We start from the raw sequence: 25,796 nt of genomic DNA, 5'->3' as shown, positions 1-25,796 counted from the left end.
CAAGCCCTTTGCCGCGAAGATGCGTCGCCCGCGTCAAGCGGTCAATAACGGCAAGGACACACCTTCAGATAATCTGCAATCGCCGAGAAGCTGCATTCCGGCCCGCCGAGGTCAGATCAGCCGAATGACGTATAATTTGCGCGTGGTCTCGACGACTTCCCACACGCCCTTGAAGCCGGGCCGTATCACAAAGCTGTCGCCGGCTTTCAGCGTCACCGGCGGCTCGCCGTCCTCGCGCAGGATCGAGACCCCGGACGTGAGAGTGCAGAATTCCCATTCCTCATAGTCCACGCGCCAGGCACCGGGCGACGATTCCCAGACGCCGGCAAACAGCGCGCCGTCCGGCAGGGTCTCGGCATTCCAGGTGAGGTGGCGCGGATCGCCCGCGACGACGCGGTCGGCCGGCGGTGCGGTCTCCTCCGGCTCGCCGAGGGTCTCAGGGGTAAAACGCAGCAGGAAGGACATGGGAACCTCGGCCGGCGGAAGGGCGGGGGATGGAACAAGAGCGGCGCGGCCATCCTGTGCGATGCGCCGCGCCGTCTCAAGCCGCTTCGATCCGCCCCCGGATCAACGAAGCGGAAGGCCTATTCCGCGGGGGCCGGCTGGGCACCCTCCGGCAGCGTCTCGACCGGCGCCGACGCCGTCACCTCCATGCGCGAGCACACGAACAGGAACCCGGCGACGATGAGATAGGCCACGGATACACCGGGCGTGACGGCGAAGCCCACCGTTTCCCCGTGCATGAAGCCGAAGAACGTCAGCACCGCGCCGGCCAGCGCAAATGCCGAGGCCTGAATGAACTGGCGTTCCACGACGAACACGGCGATCGCGCCCAGCACCAGGCCGACCAGGATGGCGCCACCCCCCATTACCTCAAGTCCATGGTAAAGCACACCGACGGCCCCCAGCTTGTCAAGGCCGAGCGCGGCGGCCGAGGTGCCGGCCACGGCGAGCGAATTGTCGATGAGCAGCTTCGCCCAGGCGGCCAGATGCGGCGCCAGCGCCAGCACGATGGCGGGGGCGTGCTTGCTCGGCGTGGTCTGGAAGGCCTGCGCGCCGATGAGCATGCCGATATAGAGCAGGATGGGCGAGATCGCGACGACCGGGATCAACGCCAGCAGCAGCGCGATGATGCCGAACCAGGACAGCACGATCACCATCAGGCCGGTGGCGACGGAATAGCCGATGCGCCCGCCCATCGATTTCCAGCCGGGGTGGCCGATATAGACGGCATTGATGAACGGGTTGCCCATCAGGCAGCCGATGAGGCTCACCACGCCGTCGGCGGTCAGCACGCGGGTCGTCGGGTAGTGGTCGCCCGCCGCCTCGGCGCTCTCCACATTGTCCATCGCCTCGACCAGGTCGTAAATGCCGAAGGGGATGGCGGTGACGAGGATGATGCCGAGATACTTGAAGCCGTGGAACACGTGGTCCACCGCCGGCAGCGGAACGGAAAAGCCGAAGCTGGAGAAGGCCGCGCCGACCTTGTCGACGCTCATGCCGCCATAGTTGAGGCCGAGCGCGGTGGAGCCCCAGGCGATGACCATGCCCACCGCGATGGCCACCAGCCCGGCGGGAATGCCCTTGGGGTATTTCACGCCGCCGAACCAGCTCACCATGATGATGGCGAAGCAGGTGAGGCCGATGACCGGCGTGGTGAAGATCTCGAAGGCCGGGCGCATGGCGATGAAGGCGATGGAGACGCCCGCCAGCGTGCCGAGCAGCGCCGCACGCGGAGTGATCCGGCGGATCCACGGGGCGACGAAGCCGCCGATCATCAGGATGAAGCTCTGGAAGAACACCCAGACCAGGCCGGCTTCCCAGCCCTGGATGGGGTCGCCCGTGGCCGCGCCGATCGGCAGCATGATGACGAACGTCACCACGAACATGTGCGGCACCGAAATGCCCGAAGGCAGGGCGCAGACATCGTCGCGGCCGGTCTTCTTGGCCAGTTGGTAGCCGAGCCAGGCATAGTAGCTGGTCGACAGGAACATCATCAGCCCGACCGCCGGCAGGATGCGGCCGAACACGATCTCGGATGGCATTTTCAGCACGAATTGCAGCAGGCCGGTGAGCACCAGCATGTTGACCAGAATGTTGGTGCCGAAGCCGAACAGGGCATTCCAGTCACCCCGTGTCCACAGGGTCGGCCGCATGCCGATTCGGGAAGGTGAAATTGGGATCATCTCACTGGCGGACATGGACTTCATCCCCTTTGAAAATGGTGTCGAGCGTGAGGGCGCGAGCGGAAGCGGTTGGATCGGCAGGGCAATGCAGGCGCCGCTGGGGCGGCGACGCGCAGGCCCCGGTACTCAGGCGGCTTCGGCCTTGTTGGCGAGCGCGGCGGTGAGCGCCGAGGAGCCGGACACCCAGCCGAAGATGCCGCCCTGGGCCTTGATCATCTCAAGGCCGATGCGGTGGAATTCCGGGAAATAGGAGGCGCAGCAATCGGCCAGCGCGACGCAGCGATAGCCGCGATCATTGCCCTCGCGGATGGTGGTGTGGACGCAGACCTCGGTGGTGACGCCGGCGACCAGCAGCGTGTCGATGCCGCGATTTTTCAGGATGATCTCGAGGTCGGTCTGGTAGAAGGCGCCCTTGCCGGGCTTGTCGAGCACGACCTCGCCGGGGGCGGGGTAGAGTTCGGCGATGATGTCGTGGCCGGGCTCGCCGCGGATGAGAATGCGGCCCATCGGCCCGGCGCAGCCGATCCGCGCCGTCGGCGCGCCGCGCTCGACCTTGGCGGGGGGCGCGTCGGCCATGTCCGGGCGGTGGCCCTCGCGGGTGTGGATGATCAGCAGGCCGGCCGCGCGGGCCGCCGTCAGCGCCGCCTTGCACGGGCCGACGGCGGCCTGAAGCAGCGACACGTCATTGCCCAGGGTTTCACCGAAGCCGCCCGGCTCGAGAAAGTCGCGCTGCATGTCGATGATGACCAGCGCGGCACGCGCGGGGTGGAAGGCGAGCGGGGCAGGCTCGGCGGCGAGTAGGCTCTCGGGCATGGGCAGCTCCTGAAACGGGGGCGCATCCACCATTGCCGGAAGCGCCCGCCACCGTGCATACATTCATGCATGCAGAAGCTGTGCCAGCTTTCCGAGTGTCTATAAATTTATCTAAAATATTGTTTTATAAGAATAAATTTCGTTTCTTCATTCCTGCCTCTGCGAGGTCAGGCGGCGCTCCGCGCCGAATGGATGTATAAAATATAGGCAGTATCAATTCTTTCGACAGGCGACCCGCCCGGTGCGATTGCCACCAAAGATGCGCATTGAAAGATATGCAACTTATAAGAGTATGACGCCGGGTCGGGTCCATGGGGGCATTGATGAAGATCGGGACGTGTGTCGTCGTGCTGGGCGCGTTTCTTCTGGCCGGTTGTGCGAAGGTCGGCGTAGGGGGCCAGATCGGGGCGCGTGAGCTTCGTCCACCGCAGACCGGGATTTTCGTTGGTGGCCTCTATGCCGCGATCGAGGACGAGCGGCGCAATGCCAAGGGCCCGCTATCGCTGCGTTCCCTATGCCGGGTGTCGCGCTCGCTGGCCGAGTTCAATGTTCCGGCGCCGAACGCGGATCCCGATAAAGTGGCCAATATCGACCTCATTCAGACCGTGCTGAGCCGCAGCGATCTAAAGGGACTCAATCTCAAGCTGGCATCGGTCAACCTGAACGGGTCGTTCAGCGACTATTACGAGTACAAGATCGTCAACGTCACCAAATACTACATCGAGGGCGAGATCGCCGACCAGGTGTTCGAGGGGCTGATGCGGCGCCCGCATTGCCGGCGCGCCTTCACGGCACGGGTCGGCGACAAGCGGATCTATCAGGTTCTGGAAGTCTACTCGGGCGATATCGTCTTCACGCGCAAGCGCGAGCGCGAGATTGGCGGCGATGTCGCGGTCAAGCTGAAGGCGGTGGAGCCGAGCCTGAAGGCGACGCTCAGCGACACGCTGCAGCTCGGCTTTTCCGGCACGGGCCTCGTCTTCGGTGTGGGTACCGAGGCGCGTGATTCGGTGGCGGGCACCGGCGGCTGAGTTCCGGGCGGCGGGGCCTTGTCCAGACGGGTCTCGGCCAGACCCGCCGCGCCACAATCCCCCGGGGTGCTAAGGTTCCGACGGGCGACCACACAATCGGTTGCCCGTTGAAGGACAGAGCATGCTCATCGCCCATCTTTCCGATCCGCATCTGCGGCCGCGCGGCCAGCTCTACCAGGGGGTGATCGATTCCAATGCCATGTTCGAGGCCGCGCTGGCGCATCTCGCGGCGCTCGATCCGCGCCCCGATCTCGTGCTGCTCACCGGCGATGTGGTCGACGAGGGCACGGCGGAGGAATATGCGGTCGCGGGCGAGATGCTGGCGGGCATCGGGCTGCCGCTGCTGGTCATTCCCGGCAATCACGATGAGCGGGAGGCGTTTCGCGCCTGCTTCAAGGCGCAGGCGCACCTGCCGGCCACCGGGCCGCTGCATTTCGCGGTCGGCGATCATGGGCCGGTGCGCATTGTCGCGCTCGACGTCACCCCGCCCGGCGAGCACCATGGCGATTTCGACGACGCCACCGCCTCGTGGCTGGAGGCGGTGCTGGCCACTGAACCGGAGCGGCCGATACTGGTGATGATGCACCAGCCGCCCTTCGCCAGCGGCATCCACTATATCGACGACTATAATTGCCGGAACGGCGAGCGCCTCGCCGCCATCCTCGCGCGCCACGCCAATGTCGAGCGCGTGCTGTGCGGCCATATCCACCGTTTCATGCAGTTGCGCTTCGGCGGCACCCTGCTGGTGACGGCGCCGAGCACCACCACCGCCATCGCCCTGCGCCTCGCCCCCGATGCCGAGCCGGCCTCCTATGTCGAGCCGCCGGCCATGCTGCTGCACCAATGGCGGCCGGGCACCGGGCTGATCACGCATTTCGTGCCGATCGGGCGCTTTGCCGGCCCGTTCGATTTCTTCTGAGCGGGGCCTTCGGGGGCGCACACGCGGCTCTTCCATCGGCGGGTGGGACGCCCCATATTCGCGCCATGGCCAAAGCTGCACGTCCCGGCGGATTCGCGGAGCGCTCCCAGCGCGCCTTCGAACCCGCGCAATCCGCCACCCTCGATCCCGTCCTCGCCGAGAAGCTCGGCGTGGCGCCGACCTCGGGTGCCTCCGCCACCGTCGCCGCGCTCACGGCGCTGATCGAGACCGGCCGCCCGGAAGTCGACGGCCAGCTCTGGGTGCCGCATCGCCCGGCCCGGCCGGAAAAATCCGAAGGTGGCGTCCCGTTCGTCCTGAAGTCGGACTACCAGCCCAATGGCGACCAGCCGCAGGCGATCAAGGATCTGGTGGCGGCGGCGCAGGAGGGCGAGCGCGATCAGGTGCTGCTCGGCGTCACCGGCTCCGGCAAGACCTTCACCATGGCCAATGTCATCCAGCGGCTGCAGCGCCCGGCGCTGGTGCTCGCCCCGAACAAGACGCTGGCGGCGCAGCTCTATGGCGAGTTCAAGAGCTTCTTTCCCGACAATGCGGTGGAGTATTTCGTCTCCTATTACGACTACTACCAGCCCGAGGCCTACGTTCCGCGCACCGATACCTTCATCGAGAAGGAATCGTCGATCAACGAGCAGATCGACCGCATGCGCCACTCGGCCACGCGCTCGCTGCTGGAGCGCGACGATGTGATCATCGTGGCCTCGGTGTCCTGCATCTACGGTATCGGCTCGGTCGAGACCTATGCCTCGATGACGTTCAAGATCGAGGTGGGCGAGCGGATCGACCAGCGCCAGGTGCTCGCCGATCTGGTGGCGCTGCAATACAAGCGCACGCAGGGCGATTTCGGCCGCGGCACATTCCGCGTGCGGGGCGACGTCATCGAGATTTTCCCCGCGCATTACGAGGACCGCGCCTGGCGGGTCTCGCTGTTCGGCGACGAGGTCGAGAGCATCCAGGAATTCGATCCGCTCACGGGCCAGAAGTCGCAGGAGCTGAAATTCGTCAAGCTCTACGCCAACTCGCATTATGTGACGCCGCGCCCGACGCTGATCCAGGCCACCCAGGGCATCAAGGCCGAGTTGAAGCACCGGCTCGATGAGCTCAATGCCATGGGCCGCTATCTCGAAGCGCAGCGGCTGGAGCAGCGCTGCACCTTCGACCTTGAGATGATGGAAGCGACCGGCAGTTGCGCCGGCATCGAGAATTACTCGCGCTGGCTCACCGGCCGCCAGCCGGGCGAGCCGCCGCCGACCTTGTTCGAATATGTGCCGGACAACGCGCTGATCTTCTGCGACGAGAGCCACGTGACCGTGCCGCAGATCGGCGCGATGTATCGCGGCGACTTCCGCCGCAAGGCGACGCTGGCGGAATATGGCTTCCGCCTGCCGTCCTGCATGGACAATAGGCCGCTGCGCTTCGAGGAATGGGAGGCGATGCGCCCGCAGACGGTGCATGTCTCCGCCACGCCCGGAAAATGGGAGATGGAGCGCACCGGCGGCGTGTTCGTCGAGCAGGTCATCCGCCCGACCGGGCTGGTCGATCCCCCGGTCGAGGTGCGCCCGGCCCGCACGCAGGTGGACGACCTGCTGGGCGAGGTGCGCGCCACCACCGCCAAGGGCTACCGCACGCTGGTGACTGTGCTCACCAAGCGCATGGCTGAGGACCTGACCGAATACCTGCACGAAAACGGCATCCGCGTGCGCTACATGCATTCGGACATCGACACGATCGAGCGTATCGAGATCCTGCGCGACCTGCGGCTCGGGGCGTTCGACGCGCTGATCGGCATCAACCTGCTGCGCGAGGGGCTCGACATTCCCGAATGCGGGCTGGTGGCGATCCTCGATGCCGACAAGGAGGGCTTCCTGCGCTCCGAGACCTCGCTGATCCAGACCATCGGCCGCGCGGCGCGCAATGTCGACGGGCGGGTGCTGCTCTATGCCGACAACATCACCGGCTCGATGGAGCGGGCGATGGCGGAGACCGATCGCCGCCGCACCAAGCAGGTGGCGTGGAATGTGGAACACGGCATCACGCCCGAAAGCGTGCGCAAGTCGATCGGCGACATTCTCGAAAGCGTCTACGAACGGGACCATGTGACGGTCGATTCCGGTCTGGCCGAGGGCGCGGCGACCTATGGCAACAACCTCGCCACGGTCATGGCCGACCTCGAAAAGCGCATGCGCGCCGCCGCCGCCGATCTCGACTTCGAGCAGGCGGCCCGGCTGCGCGACGAGATCAAGCGCCTGCAGGCGACCGAACTGGCGGTGGCCGACGATCCGCTGGCACGGCAGGGCGATGTGGATGAGCAGACCGGCGGCTATCGCGGGCAGCGCAAATATGGGCGCTCGGCCAATCTTCCGGAGACGAAGACGGCTGGCAAGTCAGGAGCGCGTTCCTCAGGCGCGCGTTCCTCAGGGCCGCGCTCTTCGCCCGGCCATGTCTCGGCCGGCCACGAGGCGCGGGCCGACGAGGCGCAGGCGGTCTATGATCCCGGCGACACACCCGCCGGCGCGCGCTCGCGCCTCGTCAGGCCCTCGCTCGACGACATGGGCCCCGGTACCGACCGCGTCGAGCCGCTGCGCGTGGAGGACTGGGTGCGCCCCGAGCGCCCCGATCCGATGACCAAGGGCCACCGCAAGGGCGGGCGGCGCAAGGGACGGTGATGGAGTGAGGCCGGGGAAGGCACGGCGGGGAAGGCGCGACGCGGCGGCGTGACGGAGGGCTTCTGCCTCTCCGCCGTGCACGCGATCACGCGGGCGCATTCGCGGCCGTGCGGAAGCGCTTCTTCAGCCAGAGGCACGCATGGCCGGGCGGGAAGTCGTCGATCCGGCCGAACTCCTCATAGCCCTGGCGGACGTAGAAATCCGGCGACTGGAAGCTGAACGTGTCGACATGGGCGCCGATGCAGGCGCGTCGCTGCGCTTCCTTTTCCGCCGCGGCGAGCAGGCCCGCGCCGATGCCGGCGCCGCGCGAGGCGGGGGAGACCCACAGCCAGTCGATGAACAGCCAGCTGTAATAGATCCGCCCCTTCAGCCCGCCCTGCACCGCGCCGCCGCTGCCGCGCGCCATGACCCAGAGGTCGCGGGCGTGCGGCGGGCCGGCCTTGGTGTCGTTGAAGGCGTCGAGACCCCGGTCGATCATCGCCCGGACCTCGGCGCCCGGATTCTCCTCGATGGTGAACTGCATGCGCGTCTCCGTCCTCTGCCGGCCGCGCGAGCGGGCCGAACCCCTTCTAGAGCGCTTATCGATCGGATGGAATCTCCTGCTCGATAAGAAAGTGCTCTCGATTCAAGAAGCTGGAGCGCCTTCGGATCGCGAAAGCCGATCAACTCTCGTGGAAAACGCTCCCGCCCGCCCGCGCGGGAATTCCCAACCCGGCGCGTTTCGCGGCCCCTTCGATGGGCCTATGCTCGCGGGCGCGCGCCGGCCATGGGGAACATGGGCGCGCGGCATGAGCCCGGTGCGTCCGGACATGTGAAACGGGTGTGGGGGAAGCATCATGAATTTCGGACAGGCCGTATCCAGTGTCCTGAGCAAATACGCCACGTTTTCCGGCCGCGCGCCGCGGTCGGAATACTGGTGGTGGGTCGTGTTCTCGGTTCTGCTCAACTGGGTGACGACGTTTCTCGACACCGCGCTGTTCGGCACTTTCGCGCTCGTTCATTTCGGCGACATGAGCTATGTCGGCGCGGCGGACGTGTTCACGCCGCTCTCCACCATTGTCGGGCTGGCGCTGATCCTTCCCTCGCTCGCCGTCGGCGCCCGCCGTTTTCATGATCTGGGCCGCACCGGCTGGTGGCTGTTGATCGGGCTGACCGGCATCGGCGCGCTGGTGATCTTCTTCTGGTTCATGGTGAAGGGCGACACGGGCCCGAACCGCCATGGTCCGGACCCGCTGGACCGGCGCCCGGTGTGACCCGGACGCTGTTCACTTCGACAGACCAGTCACTTTGACAGACCGGTCACTTTGACAGGCCGATATAGGACGGCTGCTGGTTGAAGGGGATGAGGCGCACGGCCTTGGCGTCGAGATCAAGCTGCTTGAAGTCGATCAGGCGCGGGGTCGGGTTCTCATAATCCCAGATCGCGTAGATGCCGTTCTTCAGGTCCGCGACGGCGGTCCATTCGGTCGTCTCGAAGCCGGAGACGCCGCCGCCGGCCGCCGAATCGGCGCTGGTGACGATGGCGCCGGGCGGGATGTCGAAATTATTGAGAATGTGACGCGCGGCCTTCATCGCGTCGGGGCCCGTCGGCAGTTGCGGCAGGTTCTGCACGAAGGTGAAGGCACGCACGAAGCGCGAGGGCGAGAGGAAGTCGCCGGGCAGGCCGTGCAGCCCGGCGCCGGAACTCGGCGCGGCGAGGGTGAGATCGCCCACCTTGCGCGCCGGCGGCTCGCTCGCCGACAGGTTGCCATAGAGGCCGGCATGCGTGATCTGCCACGGGAAGGCTGGGGCGTTGGTCATGATGCCGGTGGGGTTGTCATAGATGTTCAGCCTGCCGTCGACATATTCGACGACGATGCTCTTGCCGCCGAGATCGTGCAGGGTGACGTGCAGCGGCACCGCGCTCTTGAACACCACCTGAGGGGCGTTCGACACCTTGATCGTCGGCAGCGCCTCCCGGACCTCGTCCACCGTGGCGAAATTGGTCAGCATCCAGGTGAGCAGTTCGAAGGAGGCGATCGAGTTCTTCGCCTCGCCCGGGGCGACATCCTGGAAGCGGGCAAGCTCGGGGAAGAACAGCATGCCCCCGGCCAGCCCCTTCTCGTTCAGCCCGTCGACGAGAATCGGCAGGCCCAGCCCGTTGGCGCCCATGGCGGCATATTTGCCCTTCCATTCCAGCCCGGTGCCGGCCGAGCCATCGGGCCCGGTGCCCTTGATCGTGAGGTTGCGCGGGAAAACGGCCAGCTGCGACTGCAGGGGCAGGGCGAATTCCAGCGTGCGGCCATAGACCATGGCGCCGTCCTTCGCTTTTAGCAGGAAGGACGTGCAGGCATTGGCGGCCATGGGCACGCCGGCCATCGCCAGGGCCGCGGCTACCGTGAGCGTTTTGCGGGCAATCGTTCTCAGCATGAAAAATCCTCCCGCGCCGGGCTTGGCGGCGCGGGAGGATCATGGATCCAAAATCCCTACCGTTCGATGATTTCCGTCAGCGGCCGGCCGGGTTCATACGCGCTCCGTCACACGCGGCCCTGCTGGATGGCGCTGAGCTTCCACGCGCCGCCCGACTCGCGGGCGAAGGTCCAGAACTCGATCACCTGCGTCGCCCGGTCGGGATCGCCCTGCACGAGGCGGCCGGTGGCACGCTCGATGGTCGCGTCCTTCAGTTCGTAGCGCATGGCCACCGTGGCATAGTCGCGGCCGTCCTCGGACCACGCTTCCGACAGATCGCCCTGCAGCAGCTTCACGTCGGTGAGGGTGTTCTGCAGGCCGTCGCGAGCGAGATCGTCGAGATCCTCGCCGAGATAGGCGAGCATTTCCGGCGTCGTCACCTGCGCCAGGGCTGCACGGTCGTCGCGACCATAGGCGCCCTGCACGTCACCGAGCCTCTGTTCGAACGCATCGAAATCCGAGGCCTGCAGCGTGAGCGGGCGCCCGCGCGGAGCGCTGCCAAAGCCGGCACGGCCACCGGCGGCCACGCCCGCCGTTGCCGAACCGCCGCCGAGCGGGGCGGAAGGGCCGGCCGCGCCGTCCAGCGCGCTGCGCTGGCTCGGCTGGGAACCGGCTCCGCCGGCGAAGGAAGGCTGATTGCGGTTGCGCAGCCAGCCCATGACCAGCCGCACCACGATGAAGATCAGGCCGACCTGAAGAAGGAGGCCGAGGATGCCGGAGAGGCTGCCGAGGCCGGAGAAGAAGCCGGAGCCCATCAGCAGGCCGAACAGGCCGGCGCCGAGCAGGCCGCCCATCAGCCCGCCCATGAAGCCGCCGCGGTTGAAGAAGCCGCCGGGCCGCGCGCCTGCGGCCGCCGTTGCAGCCGAGCCGGGCTGGGTCTGCGGCGCGGCGGAACGCTGCATCGGCTGGGCGGAGGGGGCGGTCGGGGTCGGGGCGGGGGTCGACCAGGTCCGCGAGCCGCGACTGCCCATGTTCATGCTGCGCCCGGCGCGAGCCTCGGCAAAGTCCATGGCCACGACACAGCTGGCCGCGACGAAAAGGGCCGCGAGGGCGACGCGCAGCGCGGCGGATCGGGAACGCGAGGGTTTGGACAAGGGGACTCTCTCGAACTGGTGGATCCGGCATATGCCGTTACGTCACCATATGGGGTTCCCGAGAGCGTTTGTCACCCACACACCGCGATTCTTCCGGCGCGGCAGGCCTCCGGGCCTTGAGGGCACAGGCCGCGCGCCGGGCACACATTCCCGTGAGGCGTCGCGCATCCGGCGCGGCGCCCGGGCATCGGGCGGTTCAGAATCCGAGGGCGGATTCGAGTGCGGCGATGGAGCCGATGGGAGCCGATACGACAGCCGCCTTCTTCTCGGTCGCGGCGGTGGCCGGGACGGAGGCGAAAAGGGGCTTGGACTGGCGGATATTGGCGGGGGTCTGAACCTCGGCCGGGTTCACGACGGGGGGCATTGGTACGTCCTTCCTGATTACGCACACGCGTCTGACGATTCGCCGGCTCGGCGAGCAGAGCCTTGCCGGTTTGACCTCGATGGACGCCGCCAACCCGGCGACCCCCATCTTCGGACAGCTTCGGTTATGAACGATGAACGCTGAACCTTGTCTGACCCTGGCGTTCATACTGGCGGCGATTTGGTTCACAATCGGGGCGGTTCCGGGGCAAACCGAAAGAATGCGAAACCTGTTGCGCATCTGCCGCAGGGGCATCCGGCTACCTCGCGCTCGCGTGGCCCGGGATATCCGGCATCAGCCGCTTCCCTGTCACGGACGGCATGCTAATTGCTAAGTTCAGCCTACGCCTAAAGGAGTAATCGCCATGTCCGTTGCCCTCACCATCGCCTTGCCCGATGCCGAGACCGAAGCCGATGGCGATCTCGACCACTCGCTGCGCGAGGATATCCGCATGCTCGGCCGTGTGCTGGGCGACACGCTGCGCGACCAGGAAGGCGAGCCCGCCTATGAGCTTGTGGAGCGCATCCGCCGCGTCTCGACCCGCTTCCACCGCGAGGAGGACGAGGGCGCGCGCCAGGAGCTGGAAGCGATCCTGAGCGATCTGGGCGCGGATCAGACCATCTCCATCGTGCGCGCCTTCAGCTATTTCTCGCACCTCGCCAACATTGCCGAGGACCAGAACGTCATCCGCCGCATGCGCGCCGCGGCCGCCAGCGGGCGCGGCGCGGCGCCCGGCTCGCTGGCCAGCGCGCTGCAGCGTGCCCGCGAAGCAGGCATTTCCACGGCGGAATTGCGCAAATTTTTCAAGACCGCGCATGCCAGCCCTGTCCTGACCGCGCATCCGACCGAGGTGCGCCGCCGCTCGACCCTGACGCATGAAATGTGCATCGCCGAGCTGCTGGCCGACCGCGCCCGGCTGGACCCGACGCCGGACGAGCAGGAACAGGCCGACGAGGAACTGCGCCGCCGCGTGCTCACCCTGTGGCAGACCAACCTGCTGCGCCGGACCAAGCTCACCGTGCTGGACGAGGTGGCGAACGGGCTTGCCTATTACGACTACACGTTCCTGCGGCAGTTGCCGAAGCTCTATGCGGCGCTGGAGGATCGGCTGGCCAGCCTGGATGAGGAGGGCACCGCGGCGCCGGAACTCGCCTCCTTCCTGCGCATCGGCAGCTGGATCGGCGGCGACCGCGACGGCAATCCCTTCGTCACAGCCGAGGTGACGCGCGAGACGATGCGGCTGCAAAGTGCGCAGGCCATGCGCTTCTATCTCGCGGAGATCGATGCGCTGGGGGCCGAACTCTCCATCAGCACCGTGCGCGTCAAGGTGGCCGAGGCGCTCATCACGCTGGTCGATGCCTCGCCCGACCTCTCGCCGCACCGGCGCAACGAGCCTTACCGGCTTGCCGCCACCGCCATAGCCGCGCGGCTGCGGGCCACCGCCTTCCGGCTGGAAGTGGCCGATCTGGTCGGCCTGACGGTGAAGCCCAGCGCTGCGCCCTATGCGTCGGCCGCCGAGTTCAAGGCCGATCTCGATGTCATCGATGCCTCGCTGACCGCGCACAAGTCCGGCGCCATCGCCCGCGGCAAGCTGCGCGACCTGCGCCGGGCGGTGGATTCGTTCGGCTTCCACCTCGCCATTCTCGATTCGCGGCAGAACTCGGATGTGCATGAGCGCTGCATCGCCGAGCTGTTCGAGGTCGCCGCGCCGGGCACCAACTACAAGGCGCAGCCCGAGGGCACCCGCGTCTCGCTGCTGCTGCGCGAACTGGCCACCGCGCGCCCGCTGACCTCGCCCTTCGCCGCCTATTGCGAGGAGACGGTGGGGGAACTGGACATGCTGCGCACCTGCGCGCGCATCCACCGGATCTATGGTCCCGAGGCCATCCAGACCTGCATCATCTCCAAGGCCGAGGGCGTCTCGGACATGCTGGAACTGGCGCTGCTGCTCAAGGAGGTGGGGCTGGTGGACCCGGCGGGCACCTCGGCGGTCAATATCGTGCCGCTGTTCGAGACCATCGAGGATCTGCGCAACGCCGCCCGTGTGATGGAGCAGATGTTCCGCCTGCCGGAATATCGCAAGCTGGTGGACAGCCGCGGCGGCCTGCAGGAAGTGATGCTCGGCTATTCCGACAGCAACAAGGATGGCGGTTTCGTCACCTCGGGTTGGGAACTCTACAAGGCCGAGATCGAGCTGATCGAGGTGTTCAAGCGCCATGGCGTGCGGCTGCGGCTGTTCCACGGGCGCGGCGGCTCGGTCGGGCGCGGCGGCGGGCCGAGCTATGATGCCATCCTCGCCCAGCCGGGCGGGGCGGTGCAGGGCGCGATCCGCATCACCGAGCAGGGCGAGATCATCTCCTCGAAATATTCGAACCCGGCGGTCGGGCGCGGCAATCTCGAAATTCTCGCGGCGGCGACGCTGGAGGCCACGCTGCTCTCGGGCGATGCCAAGGCGCCGCGCGAGGAATATCTCACCGTGATGGAGGAACTGTCCGACGCCGCGTTCACGGCCTATCGCGCGCTGGTCTACGAGACCCCGCGCTTCGAGGACTATTTCTGGGAATCGACCGTCATCAACGAGATCGCGACGCTGAACATCGGCTCGCGCCCGGCCTCGCGCAAGAAGACGCGGCGGATCGAGGATCTGCGCGCGATTCCGTGGGTGTTCTCCTGGGCGCAGTGCCGGCTGATGCTGCCGGGCTGGTATGGTTTCGGCACGGCCGTGAAGAACTGGCTGCAGCACCATCCGGACGGCCTGCCGCTGTTGCAGGAAATGTATCGCGAGTGGCCGTTCTTCCGCACCCAGCTGTCCAACATGGACATGGTGCTCTCCAAGAGCTCCATCGCCATCGCCTCGCGCTATGCGCAGCTGGTGGAGGACGTGGAACTGCGCGAGAGCATTTTCGGGCGTATCCGCGTGGAGCATCAGGGCGCCATCGAAGCCCTGCTGGCGACTTCCCAGCAGCCCCGGCTGCTCGGCTCCAACCCGCTGCTCGACCGCTCGATCCGCGCGCGCTTCCCCTATATCGATCCGCTGAACCACGTGCAGGTCGGCCTGCTGCGCAAATACCGCGCCAACGACACCGACGAGAAGGTGCTGCAGGGCATCCAGCTGACCATCAACGGGATTTCGGCGGGGCTGCGCAATTCGGGGTGAGGGAGCCCGCGCTGATGACGCCTATGGCTTGACGGTGACATGATGGCTCTCCGTCAAGCCAGATCCGGTGTCGATCGATGTACATTCCGCCCGCCTTCCGTGAAGACGATCCGGCCATCCTGCGGCTGATCATGCGCGATGCGCGCCTGTCGACGCTGGTCACCGCCACCGCCGGGGGGCTTGTCGCGACACCGCTGCCGCTTTTCCTCGACGAGGCCGAGGGCCCGCACGGTACGCTCTACGGCCATGTGGCGAAGGCCAATCCGCAATGGAGAGCGCCGCCGCTCGGGGAGGCGCTTGTCATTTTTTCCGGACCCGATGCCTATGTGACGCCCTCCTGGTATGCGTCCAAGCCGGAGCACGGCAAGGTCGTGCCGACCTGGAACTACATTGCCGTGCATGCCTACGGCCCGGTCGAGTTCTTCGAGGATCCGGCGCGGCTGCTGGACGCGGTCACCCACCTCACCGAACTCCATGAAGGGCGGCGGGATGAGCCCTGGGCGGTTTCGGATGCACCGGACCAGTTCATCCAGTCCCAGCTGAAGGGGATTGTCGGCCTCCGCCTGGCGATCTCCCGCATCGAGGGGAAACGGAAGATGAGCCAGAATCGCCCGCAAGCGGATCGCGCGGGCGTGGCGGCGGGACTGCTGGGCAGTGAACGCGAGAGTGACCGGGAGGTCTCGGCATTGATCCCCATCGAGCGGGACCGCTGAGCCCTCGACGGGTCATCTGGTCATCGGGTCATCGGGTCATCGCGTCACGGCAGGGTCGGGCGGCACCCGCGCCATCTCCAGCGCCGCCTTGATCAGCGCCAGATTGCCCTCCGCTTCCTCGCCGGAAGGCAGACGCTTGCCGTCCTCCAGCCCGATCCGGCTGTCCAGTCCGCGCATCAGCGCGTCGCGGTAGAGCGGCCATTTGGTGGCATCCAGCCCGTGCTGCAGCACCGGCAGGTCCAGGCTGGCGCGGGCCAGCACCATGCGGATGGCGGAGGCCGCTTCCAGCGCTTCAGCCTCGTCCTGCTCGTTGATCTCGATGAGGATTCGCAGGACGGCGCGGGATTCGGGCAGGGCCCTGAATCGTTCCGCGTCAGACGCCGACCACAGCCCGGCCTCGACGCCGATGCCGCGCGACAGGGCGAGGCGGATCATCTCCGGGGCGTCGGGCTCGATGAGATTGACCGAGACGTAATCGGGCAGCACCGTCCATTTTTCCACGCAGGCGAGCCGCCCGGCACCGCCCGGCGCGATGCGGGCATGCGTCGAGAGGCCGATCGGAATGCCCGGCGCGCGGGCGTGGATGGCCTCCAGCGCGATGGCCACGGTGGCGGGGTCGAGTGTCTCCAGGCCCTGCGCGTCGCGCGGATGCACATGCAATTCGTTCGCGCCGGCCGCCACCACCGCAGCGGCATCGGCCGCGAGTTCCGCCGGGGTGAGCGGCGTGAAGGCATGGAAACCCTTGTCCCGCGAACCATTCAGGCAGGCTTGCAGCATCGGAATCTCCAGTATGCGAGGGCGGTTGTCGTCACTAACCCCCGAGGAAGCCTTTCCGTTTCAGCCGCATCACCGCTCTTTCCAGCGATTGCAGGAATTCGGAGCGGTCGCGGGCGGAAAAGGGGCGGGGGCCGCGGGTGATTTCGCCCGCTTCGCGCAGATCCTGCATCAGGTTGCGGGTGGCGAGTTGCAGGCCGATGGTGGACGCGGTGAAGGGCTTGCCGGTCGGCGCGATCGCCTCCGCCCCCTTGGCCACCACGCGCGCGGCTAGCGGCACGTCATTGGTGATGACGAGGTCGCCTTCCTCGGCGCGCTCGGCGATCCAGTCATCGGCAATGTCGAGGCCGGCAGGCACGATGACGCGCTCCACCTCCGCGTCACGCGGCACGGCGATGTAGGAATTGGAGACCAGAAACACCTTGAGGCGGTGGCGGGCGGCGACCCGGTAGGTCTCGTCCTTCACCGGGCAGGCGTCGGCGTCGATATAGATGAGGATCGGTTTCGGCAAAGTATTACCGATGCAAAAAAGGAATGAGACAAGAAAGGAGGGCTGCCCTTTCGGACAGCCCTCCCCATGTCAGACCGCGGTCCGGTCCGGTAGCCGCCGCGGAGGCGGCGCAAAGTGTCGCATCACGCGGCACGGACCTCGCAAGAGGCAAGCGTCCAGGTCACGGATACCGACGACCGCGGATCAAGACGATCAGACACTGGATCACCTCCTTTCAATTGTTGACGACGACTTCAGATTAAACCGATTCGCACCGGCGTCACCCCCTCTTGTGCATCGCACGTTCACATCCCGTTACGACGTGACATGATCGGTGCCGGACAGAGGAGAGGGATGCGATGCGCAGGATTTTCCCATGGGCCGGAGTGGCCGTGCTGGCGCTGGCGCTGGCGGCGCCACCGGTCGCCGCGCAGCAGGCGGCCGACAGCCAGGCGCCCGAAGCGGCGAGTGCCGTGCAGGCGGGCGCCAAGTTCGCCACGGCCAGGCGCTGGATGGTGACGGCGGCAAATCCGCTGGCCGCCGAGGCCGGCGCGGCGGCACTGCGCGCGGGCGGCAACGCCATAGACGCCATGGTGGCCACGCAACTCATGCTCGGGCTGGTGGAGCCGCAATCTTCCGGCCTCGGCGGCGGCGCCTTCCTGGTCTATTGGGATGCCGCGAAGGGCGAACTCACCACGTTCGACGCGCGCGAGACCGCGCCGCGCGCGGCGACGCCGACCCTGTTCCAGGATGCCAAGGGCCAGCCGCTCTCCTTCATGGGCGCGGTGGTGGGCGGCCGTTCGGTCGGCACGCCGGGAACGCCGCGCCTTCTGGAGATGGTGCACCGGCGCTATGGCCGGATCGCCTGGGCGCAGCTGTTCCGCCCGGCGGCGCGCCTCGCCGAGGCCGGCTTTGCCGTCTCTCCCCGCCTTGCCGGCCTCATCGCCGATGATGTCGAGACCCTGAAGCGCAACACGGCGACGCGGTCCTATTTTCTGGATGCCGACGGCGCGCCGCTCAAGGCGGGCGCCGTGCTCAAGAACCCCGCCTATGCCGCGACGCTGCGTCATCTCGCGCAATATGGCGCGGATGCCTTCTATGCCGGCACGCTGGCGGGCGACATCGTGCGCACCGTGCGCGAGGCGGAAAATCCCGGCGTGCTCTCGCTCGCCGATCTGCGCGAATACCGCGTGAAGGAGCGCCGCCCGGTCTGCGCGCCCTATCGCGGGCTCGACGTCTGCGGCATGGGGCCGCCCAGTTCCGGCGCGCTGACGCTCGGGCAGATCCTCGGCATGCTCGGTTCCTATGACCTGACGGCGCTCGGGCCGCAATCGCCGGAAGCCTGGCGGCTGATCGCCGATGCCTCGCGTCTCGCCTTCGCCGACCGCGATCGCTACATGGCCGACGAGGACTATGTGCCGATGCCGACCAAGGGGCTGCTGGCGCGGGACTATCTCGCCGCCCGTGCCAAGCTGCTCGCGGGCGACGATGCGCTGCCCGAAGTCGCGCCCGGCAACCCCACCTGGGACCACGCCATGGCCGAGCCGCGCGCCGATGACGAGGCGCTGGAACTGCCGTCCACCACGCAGATCACCATTGTCGATGGCGAGGGCAACATCGTTTCCATGACATCGACCATCGAGGCCGGCTTCGGCTCGCGGCTGATGGTGCATGGTTTTCTGCTGAACAATGAACTGACGGATTTCTCCTTCCGCTCGCAGAAGGACGGCGTGCCGATCGCCAACCGGGTGGAGCCGGGCAAGCGGCCGCGCTCCTCCATGGCGCCGACGATCGTGCTAAAGGAGGGCAAACCGGTGCTGGCGCTGGGCTCGCCCGGCGGCAGCCAGATCATCGGCTATGTCGCGAAGACGCTGATCGCCCATCTCGACTGGGGCATGAAGCTGGATCAGGCCATCGCCGCGCCCAATGTGCTGGCGCGTTTCGATGCGGTGGAGATCGAGCAGGGCACGGCCGCCGAGGCGCTGACCCCGGCGCTGAAGCAACTCGGTTTTCAGGTGAGGGCGATACCGATGACCTCGGGCGTGCAGGCGGTGGCGATCACGCCGGACGGGCTGATTGGTGCGGCGGACCCCCGCCGGGAGGGTGTGGCGATCGGCGAGTGAGTCAATCGGCAAGTGAGTCGATCGGCGAGTGAGGCGTGGCCTCAATGGCTGATCATCCACGGCCGCGCCGAGGGGAAGCTCTTGGCGCCGCTCGCCGTGGTGGCGGTGCGGCTCTTCCTCGATCGGCTCTTCATGCCCGAGCAGCAGGAACAGCCGGCGCCGTGGCGGGCGCGGTCCTGCTTCTCCTTGTAGCCGTCGACGCTCATCGGGGCGTGGCGCGCCTGTTCGTTGGTCGCATGGGCGAGGCGGCTTTCGCGTGCGAGGCCGGAGAAATGCGGCGCGGTAAGCAGGACGCGCGGCGCCGGCCTGCCGCAATCCGGGCAGGGCTGCGGCGCCTGATATTCGCTCATCGGCCGAAGTTCGGTGAAGTCGCCGCAGGCATCGCAGAGATATTCGTAGACGGGCATCGGGCCGCTCCTTGGGTATTTTCTCGGGGCATTTCCCCTGAAGGAGGCGGGACGGCACGAAGGCCGCCCCGCGCGCCGGACCTGGATGGGGGTCAAAGGTCCGGCGAGATCGGCATCTGGATCGAGCCGTCGATGAACTTGGTTGGTCCGGCGGCCGAAGGCTTGATGTCGAAGTCGAAGATTTCGGTCGGCAGCCACAGCGTGGCGCAGGAATTGGGGATGTCGACCACGCCCGACAGGTGTCCCTGCACCGGCGCGACGCCGAGGATGGAATGGGCCTGCGCGCCCGAATAGCCGAACTTCTTCATGTATTCGATGGCGTTGAGGCAGGCCTGGCGATAGGCGACATTGGCGTCGAGATAGTGCTGGGTGCCGCTCTCGTCGACCGAGATGCCTTCGAAGATGAGATAGTCCTTGTAGTTGGGCGTGATCGGCGACGGCTTGAAGATCGGGTTCTTGATGCCGTACATCTCCATGCCGTTCTTGATCAGGTCGACCTTGATGTGCAGCCACGCGCCGAACATCTCGATGGCGCCGCAGAAGGTGATCTCGCCGTCGCCCTGGGAGAAGTGCATGTCGCCCATGGAGAGGCCGGCGCCGTCGACATAGACGGGGAAATAGATCTTCGAGCCGCGCGACAGGTCCTTGATGTCGCAATTGCCGCCATGCTCGCGCGGCGGCACCGTGCGGGCGCCTTCCGAGGCGACCTTGTCCCAGGCATCGCCCTTGGCCAGCTTGCCCAGATGCGCGGTCTTCGGCGCGGGCGGGTTGGCGAGCGGGGGCACGCGGGTCGGGTTGGTGTCGATCAGCGCCTGCTCGCGGGCGTTCCAGGTGTCGAGCAGCTTCTGCGAGGGCAGGGTGCCGATCAGGCCGGGATGGATGAGACCGGCAAAGCCGACGCCCGGCACGTGGCGCGAGCGGGTGAACATGCCCTCGTAGTGCCAGATCGACTTCTGCGCGAGCGGGAAGTGATCGGTCAAGAAGCCGCCGCCATTCTTCTTGGAGAAGAAGCCGTTAAAGCCCCATTCGTGCCCCTTGAGCGTCCCGGCATCGAGAATGTCGACCACCAGCAGGTCGCCGGGCTTGGCGCCCTTCACGCCGATGGGGCCGGAGAGATAATGCACCGTCGACAGGTCGACATCGCGGATATCGTCGGCGGAATCATTGTTGGCGATGGCGCCGCCAGTCCAGTCGACGGTCTCGACGAGGAAATCCGCGCCGGGCTCCACCCATGTGGCGATCGGAATGTCGGGATGCCAGCGATTATGCAGGAATTCGTTGTCGGTAGCCGGCTTGGAAAGATCGACCGAAATCAGTGTCTCAGGCATGGCGCACTCCATTCCCCTTGGGCGTGATGCGATAGGCCGATGGGGAGCGCTCCGAGGAGCGGGTCCCCTCGGGTCTCAGACGGAGAGGAACCGCGCGACCTTGGCCTCGTCGACCTCGGCGCGCAGGTTCTCGTGGACGATCTCGCCATTCTCGATGACGAGCACGCGGTCGGCGATGTCGAGGGCGAAGGACAGCACCTGCTCGGAGACCACGATGGACAGGCCGCGCTCGTCGCGGATCCGCTTCAGCGTGCGGGCCATTTCCCGGATGATGGAGGGCTGGATGCCCTCGGTCGGCTCGTCGAGCAGCAGCACCTTGGGCGCGGTGGCGAGCGCCCGGGCGATGGCGAGCTGCTGCTGCTGGCCGCCGGAGAGGTTGCCACCGCGCCGGCCCTTCATCTCCAGCAGCACCGGGAACAGCTCGTAAATGTCCGGCGGCACCCGGCTCTCGCCACGCGGAATCAGGCCGGTCTCGATATTCTCCTGCACCGTCATGGTGGAGAAGATCATGCGGCCCTGCGGCACGTAGGCGACGCCGTTCTTGACGCGCTCATAGCTCTTGAACCGGGTGATGTCGGTGGCGCCGACGCTCACCGTGCCGCTCTTGGTCGGCACGATACCCATGAGCGACTTCATGAGCGTGGTCTTGCCCATGCCGTTGCGGCCCATGATGGCGATGATCTCGTTCGGCGCCACCTTGAAGTCGAGGCCGTGCAGAACCTCGCTCTCGCCATAGGAGACGTGCAGCCTGGATACGTTCAGCATGATCCGCCCCTCAATGGCCGAGATAGACTTCGATGACCTTGGGGTCCGCCTGGACCTTGGCCATGGAACCTTCCGAGAGGATCTTGCCCTGGTGCAGAACCGTGACCTTGTGGGCGATGTCCTCGACGAACTTCATGTCGTGCTCGATCACGATCACCGAACGGTTCTTGATGATGGTGTTGAGCAGTTCCGCGGTCTTCTTGCGCTCGGAGACGCTCATGCCGGCGACCGGCTCGTCGAGCATCAGGAGTTCCGGGTCCTGGATCAGCAGCATGCCGATCTCCAGCCACTGCTTCTGGCCGTGCGAGAGATATTCGGCGCGCTGGTCGAGCTGGTCGGCGAGGAAGATGGTCTCGGCGATCTCCTGCACACGCTCCTTCACCGGGCCGTCGCGGCGGAAGGTGAGCGCCCCCACCACGGTGCGCCCCTTGGGATAGGAGATTTCCAGGTTCTCGAAGACGGTGAGGTCCTCGTAGATCGACGGGTTCTGGAACTTGCGGCCCACCCCGGCGCGCACGATCTCGTGCTCCTTCATCTTCGTCAGCTCGCGCTCCTTGAAGCGGATCGAGCCGGTGGTCGCCCGGGTGCGGCCGCAGATGAGGTCGAGCACCGTGGTCTTGCCGGCCCCGTTGGGGCCGATGATCACACGGATCTCGTTCTCGTCGACATAGAAGGACAGGTCGTTGACCGCCTTGAAGCCGTCGAAGGAGACGGTGAGCCCTTCCACCGCGAGGACGAAGTCCCGGTTCATGGAGTCGGTGATGACGCCCGTGTTCATGGCTTTCGCTCCTATTCGGCGGCGGCGGGAGCAACCGGCCCGGAGGCCGGCGGGGCGGCGCGGCGCTTGGCGCCGCCGCCGAAGAGCGGGCCGAGGCGCGGGGCGACATAGGTCTGCCAGAGGCCGGCAAGGCCGTTGGGGAAGATCAGCACCACGGCGATGAACAGGCCGCCAAGGCCGAACAGCCAGAGTTCGGGGAAGCTCTCGGAGAAGGATGTCTTCGCCCAGTTCACCAGCAGCGTGCCGTAGATCGCGCCAAGGATGGACAGGCGCCCGCCGACCGCGGTGTAGATCACCATCTCGATCGAGGGCACGATGCCCACGAAGGACGGCGACATGAACCCGACCTGCAGGGTGAACATTGCGCCGCCAATGGCCGAGAGCGAGGCGGCGAGGCAGAACACGAAGATCTTGAACGAGGAGACGTCATAGCCGGAGAAGCGGACGCGGTCCTCCTTGTCGCGCATGGCGACCAGGATGCGGCCGAGCTTGGACGACTTCACGTAATAGGCGAGCAGGATACAGCCGAGCAGCAGGCCGACGCAGACGAAATAGAGGATGGTCTTGGCGCTGTCGGTGCGGATATCCCAGCCGTGCAGGCTGCGCAGGTCGGTGATGCCGTTGATGCCGCCGGTATAGCCCTGCTGGCCGACGATCAGGATGGTCATGATCGCCGCGAGCGCCTGGGTGATGATGGCGAAGTACACGCCGCCCACGCGCCGCTTGAACAGCGCGTAGCCGAGGAGAAGGGCGAACAGCGCGGGCACCACGATCACCGCGAGGCTGGTGAAGCCGAAGCTGCGGAACGGCTCCCAGAACCAGGGCAGCGAGGTGATCTGGTTCCAGTCCATGAAATCGGGAATGCCCGGCGTCGACTGGATCTTGGTGTTCTCGACGCTGGAGGCCTGCAGCTTGAGGTACATCGCCATGCAGTAGCCGCCGAGGCCGAAGAACACGCCCTGGCCGAGCGAGAGAATGCCGGCATAGCCCCAGCACAGCACGAGACCGAGTGCCACGAAGGCATAGGTCAGGTACTTGCCGACGAATTGCAGGCGGAAATTGTCCAGCGCCAGCGGCAGCACGACAAGCAGCAGGATGGCGAGGGCGAGGATGCCGATCACGTCCTGCGGACGCAGGAAGAAGGTGCGGCCGGATTTGGGGGCAGGGATGGTCATGGGCGCCTCCTCAGCGACGGACCTTGATGACGAACAGGCCCTGCGGCCGCAGCATCAGGATGATGACCACGCCGAGCAGCGTGAGGACCTTGGCCATCGAACCGGAGAGGAAGAACTCCATGGTCGACTGGGCCTGCGAGATGGTGAAGGCGGAGGCGATGGTGCCGAGCAGGCTCTGCGCGCCGCCGAACACCACGACCAGGAAGGTGTCGACGATGTAGAGCTGGCCGGAGGTCGGGCCCGTCGAGCCGATCATGGTGAAGGCCGAGCCGGCCACGCCGGCAATGCCGCAGCCGAGTCCGAACGTGTTGCGGTCGATCTGCTCGGTGTTGATGCCCACCGCGCCGGCCATCACGCGGTTCTGCACCACCGCGCGCACCTGCTTGCCCCAGGCCGACTTGTACATCAGCAGGGCCACGGCGATGGTGATGGCGATGGTCAGGCCCATGACGAACAGGCCGTTGATCTGCACCTCGATCGTGTCGGTGAGGGCCAGCGAGCCCATCATCCAGTTGGGCAGCTCGACGCCGACTTCGCGCGGGCCGAAGACCGAGCGATAGACCTGCTGAAGAATGAGGCTGAGGCCCCAGGTGGCGAGCAGCGTATCGAGCGGACGCTTGTAGAGCCGCCGGATCATCAGCCATTCCACCGCCATTCCGAGCGCACCGGAGGCGAAGAAGGCGAGGATCATCGCAACGAAGAAGTAGATGTTGAACAGGGAGGGAAGAAAATGGAGAAAGAACTGCGAGGTGAAATAGGTGACATAGGCGCCGAGGATCATGAACTCGCCATGCGCCATGTTGATGACGCCCATCTGGCCGAAGATGATGGCCAGGCCCAGCGCCATGAGCACGAAAACCGAGAACAGGATGAGGCCGGCGAAGCCTTGCATCACGAAGATCGAGCCGAGCTCGGCCAGCGAATAATCGGCAAACATTCAGGAATCCCCCGGCGTGCGCGCTTGGCGCGCGGTCTCCGTCAACCGAAAGTGCCCCGGAGAGGGCACGCGGCCCTCCCCGGGTGGGAGCGTCAGGTGGTCACTGATAGCCCTTCGGGAACGGATCCGGCTCGATGAGGTCGGGCGTCTCGAACACGACCTTGAACTGGCCGTCCGGCTGGGCCTGTCCCACGCGGGTCTTGGACCAGAGGTGATGGTTGGGGTGGATCTTGACGTAGCCCTCGGGCGCCTTGGTGAACTCGATCCCGGCCGAGGCGGCGGCGATCTTGTCGATGTCGAAGGAGCCAGCCTTCTCGACGGTGAGTTTCCACAGCCAGGGGCCGAGATAGGCGGCCTGGGTGACGTCGCCGATCACGGTCTTCTCGCCCCACATCTTCTTGAAGGCGGCGACAAATTCCTTGTTGTTCGGGTTATCGAGCGACTGGAAGTACTTCATGCAGCTATAGGCACCGGCGAAATTCTCGCCGCCGATGCCGTCGATCTCGTCTTCGGTGACGGAGATGGTGAGCAGCGTCTGCTTGGAGAGGTCGATGCCGGCGGCCTTGAGCTGCTTGTAGAACGCGACGTTGGAGCCACCGACAACGGCGGCGTAGATCACGTCCGGCTTCTTCAGCTTGATCTTGTTGATCACCGAGTTGAACTGGGTGTGGCCGAGCGGGAAATATTCCTCGCCCACGACAGAGGAATCCTTCAGGTGCCCTTCGATGTGCTTGCGGGCGATCTTCATCGAGGTGCGCGGCCAGATATAGTCCGAGCCGATGAGGTAGAAGGTCTTGCCGCTCTTGGTCTTCTGCACCCAGTCGAGGCCGGCGAGGATCTGCTGTGTCGCTTCCTGGCCGGTATAGATGACGTTCTTGGACTGCTCCAGCCCTTCATAGAAGGTTGGGTAGTAGAGCATGCCGTTATACTGCTCGAACACCGGCAGAACCGCCTTGCGCGAGGCCGAGGTCCAGCAGCCCATGACGGCGGCGACCTTGTCGTTGACCAGCAGCTTCTTGGCCTTCTCGGCGAAGGTCGGCCAGTCGGAGGCGCCGTCCTCCTGGATGAACTTGATCTTGCGGCCCAGCACGCCGCCGGCGGCGTTGATCTGGTCGATGGCGAGCTTCTCCGCCTGCACCGAGCCGGTTTCCGAAATCGCCATGGTGCCGGTGACGGAATGCAGGATGCCGACGGTGACTTCCGTGTCGGTCACGGCAAGACCCGTCGTGTTGACGGCGGCGGTCGCCGGTGCCTGAGCGTAAGCGGGGGTGGAAAAGAGGCCGGTGGACGACAGAAGAGGTGCAGCAGGAAGCGCCGCCATGCCCATGAGGAGCTTTCGGCGCATGCTGGAAAACTTATGAGAATTGTCGTTATCGGAAGACATACGATCCCCTCCACGGGTTTGACGTGGCCTCAACAAGCTTCTCGATATGCTTGCATTAGGGGGATCGTGGCGGGCGAGGGCTTGCTGCAGCAATACGTCGATTGACGTATAGGTGATCCTGGCAGCCGGCTTCAGAGTAGGTGTCACGCTAGAGGCGTCCTGCGCTTCCCGCGTCGTCAGTTTTTCGCGCGCGCGCGGGCGCGGGTTGTGTGTTCGATCATGATTTAGTCAG

General features: G+C 66.2%; 23 protein-coding genes. 7 read left to right on the top strand and 16 right to left on the bottom strand.

The window, feature by feature from the left end; genetic code table 11:
• Positions 1-111: 111 nt before the first annotated feature.
• From QOZ99_RS02710 to QOZ99_RS02700, 3 genes are all read right to left on the bottom strand, one after another.
• On the bottom strand, positions 112-465 hold the full coding sequence (locus QOZ99_RS02710) for a cupin domain-containing protein (RefSeq protein ID WP_306888341.1): 354 nt from the start codon (positions 463-465) through the stop codon (positions 112-114).
• Between the two features lie 119 nt (positions 466-584).
• Positions 585-2,201, bottom strand: a complete 1,617-nt coding sequence (locus QOZ99_RS02705; RefSeq protein WP_306888340.1) for a regulator — start codon at positions 2,199-2,201, stop codon at positions 585-587.
• Positions 2,202-2,312: 111 nt separating this feature from the next.
• Complete coding sequence (locus QOZ99_RS02700; protein ID WP_306888339.1) at positions 2,313-2,999, bottom strand: cysteine hydrolase family protein; 687 nt, start codon at positions 2,997-2,999, stop codon at positions 2,313-2,315.
• Between the two features lie 323 nt (positions 3,000-3,322).
• Here QOZ99_RS02700 and QOZ99_RS02695 point away from each other — a divergent pair, with 323 nt between their 5' ends.
• The 3 genes from QOZ99_RS02695 to uvrB all read left to right on the top strand — a co-directional run bounded on the left by QOZ99_RS02695 (position 3,323) and on the right by uvrB (position 7,627).
• On the top strand, positions 3,323-4,027 hold the full coding sequence (locus QOZ99_RS02695) for a hypothetical protein (RefSeq protein ID WP_306888338.1): 705 nt from the start codon (positions 3,323-3,325) through the stop codon (positions 4,025-4,027).
• 121 nt (positions 4,028-4,148) lie between these two features.
• Positions 4,149-4,946, top strand: a complete 798-nt coding sequence (locus QOZ99_RS02690) for a phosphodiesterase (RefSeq protein ID WP_306888337.1) — start codon at positions 4,149-4,151, stop codon at positions 4,944-4,946.
• A gap of 65 nt (positions 4,947-5,011) precedes the next feature.
• Complete coding sequence (gene uvrB / locus QOZ99_RS02685; RefSeq protein WP_306888335.1) at positions 5,012-7,627, top strand: excinuclease ABC subunit UvrB; 2,616 nt, start codon at positions 5,012-5,014, stop codon at positions 7,625-7,627.
• A gap of 85 nt (positions 7,628-7,712) precedes the next feature.
• Here uvrB and QOZ99_RS02680 read toward each other — a convergent pair whose 3' ends face one another.
• A complete protein-coding gene (locus QOZ99_RS02680; protein ID WP_306888334.1) occupies positions 7,713-8,150 on the bottom strand; it encodes a GNAT family N-acetyltransferase in 438 nt (145 codons plus the stop codon).
• 313 nt (positions 8,151-8,463) lie between these two features.
• Between QOZ99_RS02680 and QOZ99_RS02675 the strand changes: the two genes are divergently transcribed.
• Positions 8,464-8,880, top strand: a complete 417-nt coding sequence (locus QOZ99_RS02675; RefSeq protein ID WP_306888333.1) for a DUF805 domain-containing protein — start codon at positions 8,464-8,466, stop codon at positions 8,878-8,880.
• A gap of 46 nt (positions 8,881-8,926) precedes the next feature.
• On the opposite strand, the gene QOZ99_RS02670 is transcribed toward QOZ99_RS02675, so the two are convergent.
• The 3 genes from QOZ99_RS02670 to QOZ99_RS02660 all read right to left on the bottom strand — a co-directional run bounded on the left by QOZ99_RS02670 (position 8,927) and on the right by QOZ99_RS02660 (position 11,533).
• Entirely contained in the window at positions 8,927-10,036 is a 1,110-nt protein-coding gene (locus QOZ99_RS02670) for a linear amide C-N hydrolase (RefSeq protein WP_306888332.1), read from the bottom strand.
• 107 nt (positions 10,037-10,143) lie between these two features.
• A complete protein-coding gene (locus QOZ99_RS02665) occupies positions 10,144-11,169 on the bottom strand; it encodes a Tim44 domain-containing protein (RefSeq protein WP_306888331.1) in 1,026 nt (341 codons plus the stop codon).
• Positions 11,170-11,365: 196 nt separating this feature from the next.
• Positions 11,366-11,533: a hypothetical protein gene (locus QOZ99_RS02660; RefSeq protein ID WP_306888330.1), complete on the bottom strand. Its 168-nt coding sequence runs from the start codon at positions 11,531-11,533 to the stop codon at positions 11,366-11,368.
• A gap of 364 nt (positions 11,534-11,897) precedes the next feature.
• On the opposite strand from QOZ99_RS02660, the gene ppc reads away from it, so the two are divergent.
• Both ppc and QOZ99_RS02650 read left to right on the top strand, forming a co-directional pair.
• The gene (gene ppc, locus QOZ99_RS02655; RefSeq protein WP_306888329.1) at positions 11,898-14,690 is read left to right on the top strand and encodes a phosphoenolpyruvate carboxylase; all 2,793 of its coding nucleotides are present in this window, start codon (positions 11,898-11,900) and stop codon (positions 14,688-14,690) included.
• Between the two features lie 77 nt (positions 14,691-14,767).
• Complete coding sequence (locus tag QOZ99_RS02650) at positions 14,768-15,403, top strand: FMN-binding negative transcriptional regulator (protein WP_306888328.1); 636 nt, start codon at positions 14,768-14,770, stop codon at positions 15,401-15,403.
• A 36-nt stretch (positions 15,404-15,439) separates the two neighbouring features.
• Here QOZ99_RS02650 and QOZ99_RS02645 read toward each other — a convergent pair whose 3' ends face one another.
• Both QOZ99_RS02645 and QOZ99_RS02640 read right to left on the bottom strand, forming a co-directional pair.
• Positions 15,440-16,180: a 3-keto-5-aminohexanoate cleavage protein gene (locus QOZ99_RS02645; protein WP_306888327.1), complete on the bottom strand. Its 741-nt coding sequence runs from the start codon at positions 16,178-16,180 to the stop codon at positions 15,440-15,442.
• Between the two features lie 34 nt (positions 16,181-16,214).
• Positions 16,215-16,688 (bottom strand): YaiI/YqxD family protein, encoded by a 474-nt coding sequence (locus QOZ99_RS02640; protein WP_306888326.1) that lies wholly within the window; start codon positions 16,686-16,688, stop codon positions 16,215-16,217.
• Between the two features lie 338 nt (positions 16,689-17,026).
• Here QOZ99_RS02640 and ggt point away from each other — a divergent pair, with 338 nt between their 5' ends.
• On the top strand, positions 17,027-18,790 hold the full coding sequence (gene ggt / locus QOZ99_RS02635; RefSeq protein WP_306888325.1) for a gamma-glutamyltransferase: 1,764 nt from the start codon (positions 17,027-17,029) through the stop codon (positions 18,788-18,790).
• Between the two features lie 41 nt (positions 18,791-18,831).
• On the opposite strand, the gene QOZ99_RS02630 is transcribed toward ggt, so the two are convergent.
• From QOZ99_RS02630 to urtA, 7 genes are all read right to left on the bottom strand, one after another.
• Positions 18,832-19,197, bottom strand: coding sequence for an FmdB family zinc ribbon protein (locus QOZ99_RS02630; protein ID WP_306888324.1), 366 nt, complete (start codon positions 19,195-19,197; stop codon positions 18,832-18,834).
• A gap of 92 nt (positions 19,198-19,289) precedes the next feature.
• A complete protein-coding gene (gene fmdA / locus QOZ99_RS02625) occupies positions 19,290-20,525 on the bottom strand; it encodes a formamidase (protein WP_183190071.1) in 1,236 nt (411 codons plus the stop codon).
• A 75-nt stretch (positions 20,526-20,600) separates the two neighbouring features.
• A complete protein-coding gene (gene urtE / locus QOZ99_RS02620; RefSeq protein ID WP_306888323.1) occupies positions 20,601-21,290 on the bottom strand; it encodes an urea ABC transporter ATP-binding subunit UrtE in 690 nt (229 codons plus the stop codon).
• Positions 21,291-21,300: 10 nt separating this feature from the next.
• On the bottom strand, positions 21,301-22,068 hold the full coding sequence (gene urtD, locus QOZ99_RS02615; protein WP_306888322.1) for an urea ABC transporter ATP-binding protein UrtD: 768 nt from the start codon (positions 22,066-22,068) through the stop codon (positions 21,301-21,303).
• 11 nt (positions 22,069-22,079) lie between these two features.
• The gene (urtC, locus tag QOZ99_RS02610) at positions 22,080-23,243 is read right to left on the bottom strand and encodes an urea ABC transporter permease subunit UrtC (protein ID WP_306888321.1); all 1,164 of its coding nucleotides are present in this window, start codon (positions 23,241-23,243) and stop codon (positions 22,080-22,082) included.
• Positions 23,244-23,253: 10 nt separating this feature from the next.
• On the bottom strand, positions 23,254-24,180 hold the full coding sequence (gene urtB, locus QOZ99_RS02605; protein ID WP_306888320.1) for an urea ABC transporter permease subunit UrtB: 927 nt from the start codon (positions 24,178-24,180) through the stop codon (positions 23,254-23,256).
• Positions 24,181-24,280: 100 nt separating this feature from the next.
• Positions 24,281-25,564 carry an urea ABC transporter substrate-binding protein gene (urtA, locus tag QOZ99_RS02600; RefSeq protein WP_306888319.1) on the bottom strand — a complete coding sequence of 428 codons (1,284 nt, stop codon included), beginning with the start codon at positions 25,562-25,564 and terminating at the stop codon, positions 24,281-24,283.
• Positions 25,565-25,796: the final 232 nt, after the last annotated feature.

The sequence above is a fragment of the Ancylobacter amanitiformis genome (assembly GCF_030814815.1).
GTDB lineage: Bacteria > Pseudomonadota > Alphaproteobacteria > Rhizobiales > Xanthobacteraceae > Ancylobacter > Ancylobacter amanitiformis.
This window is presented reverse-complemented; position numbering and strand designations above follow the sequence as displayed.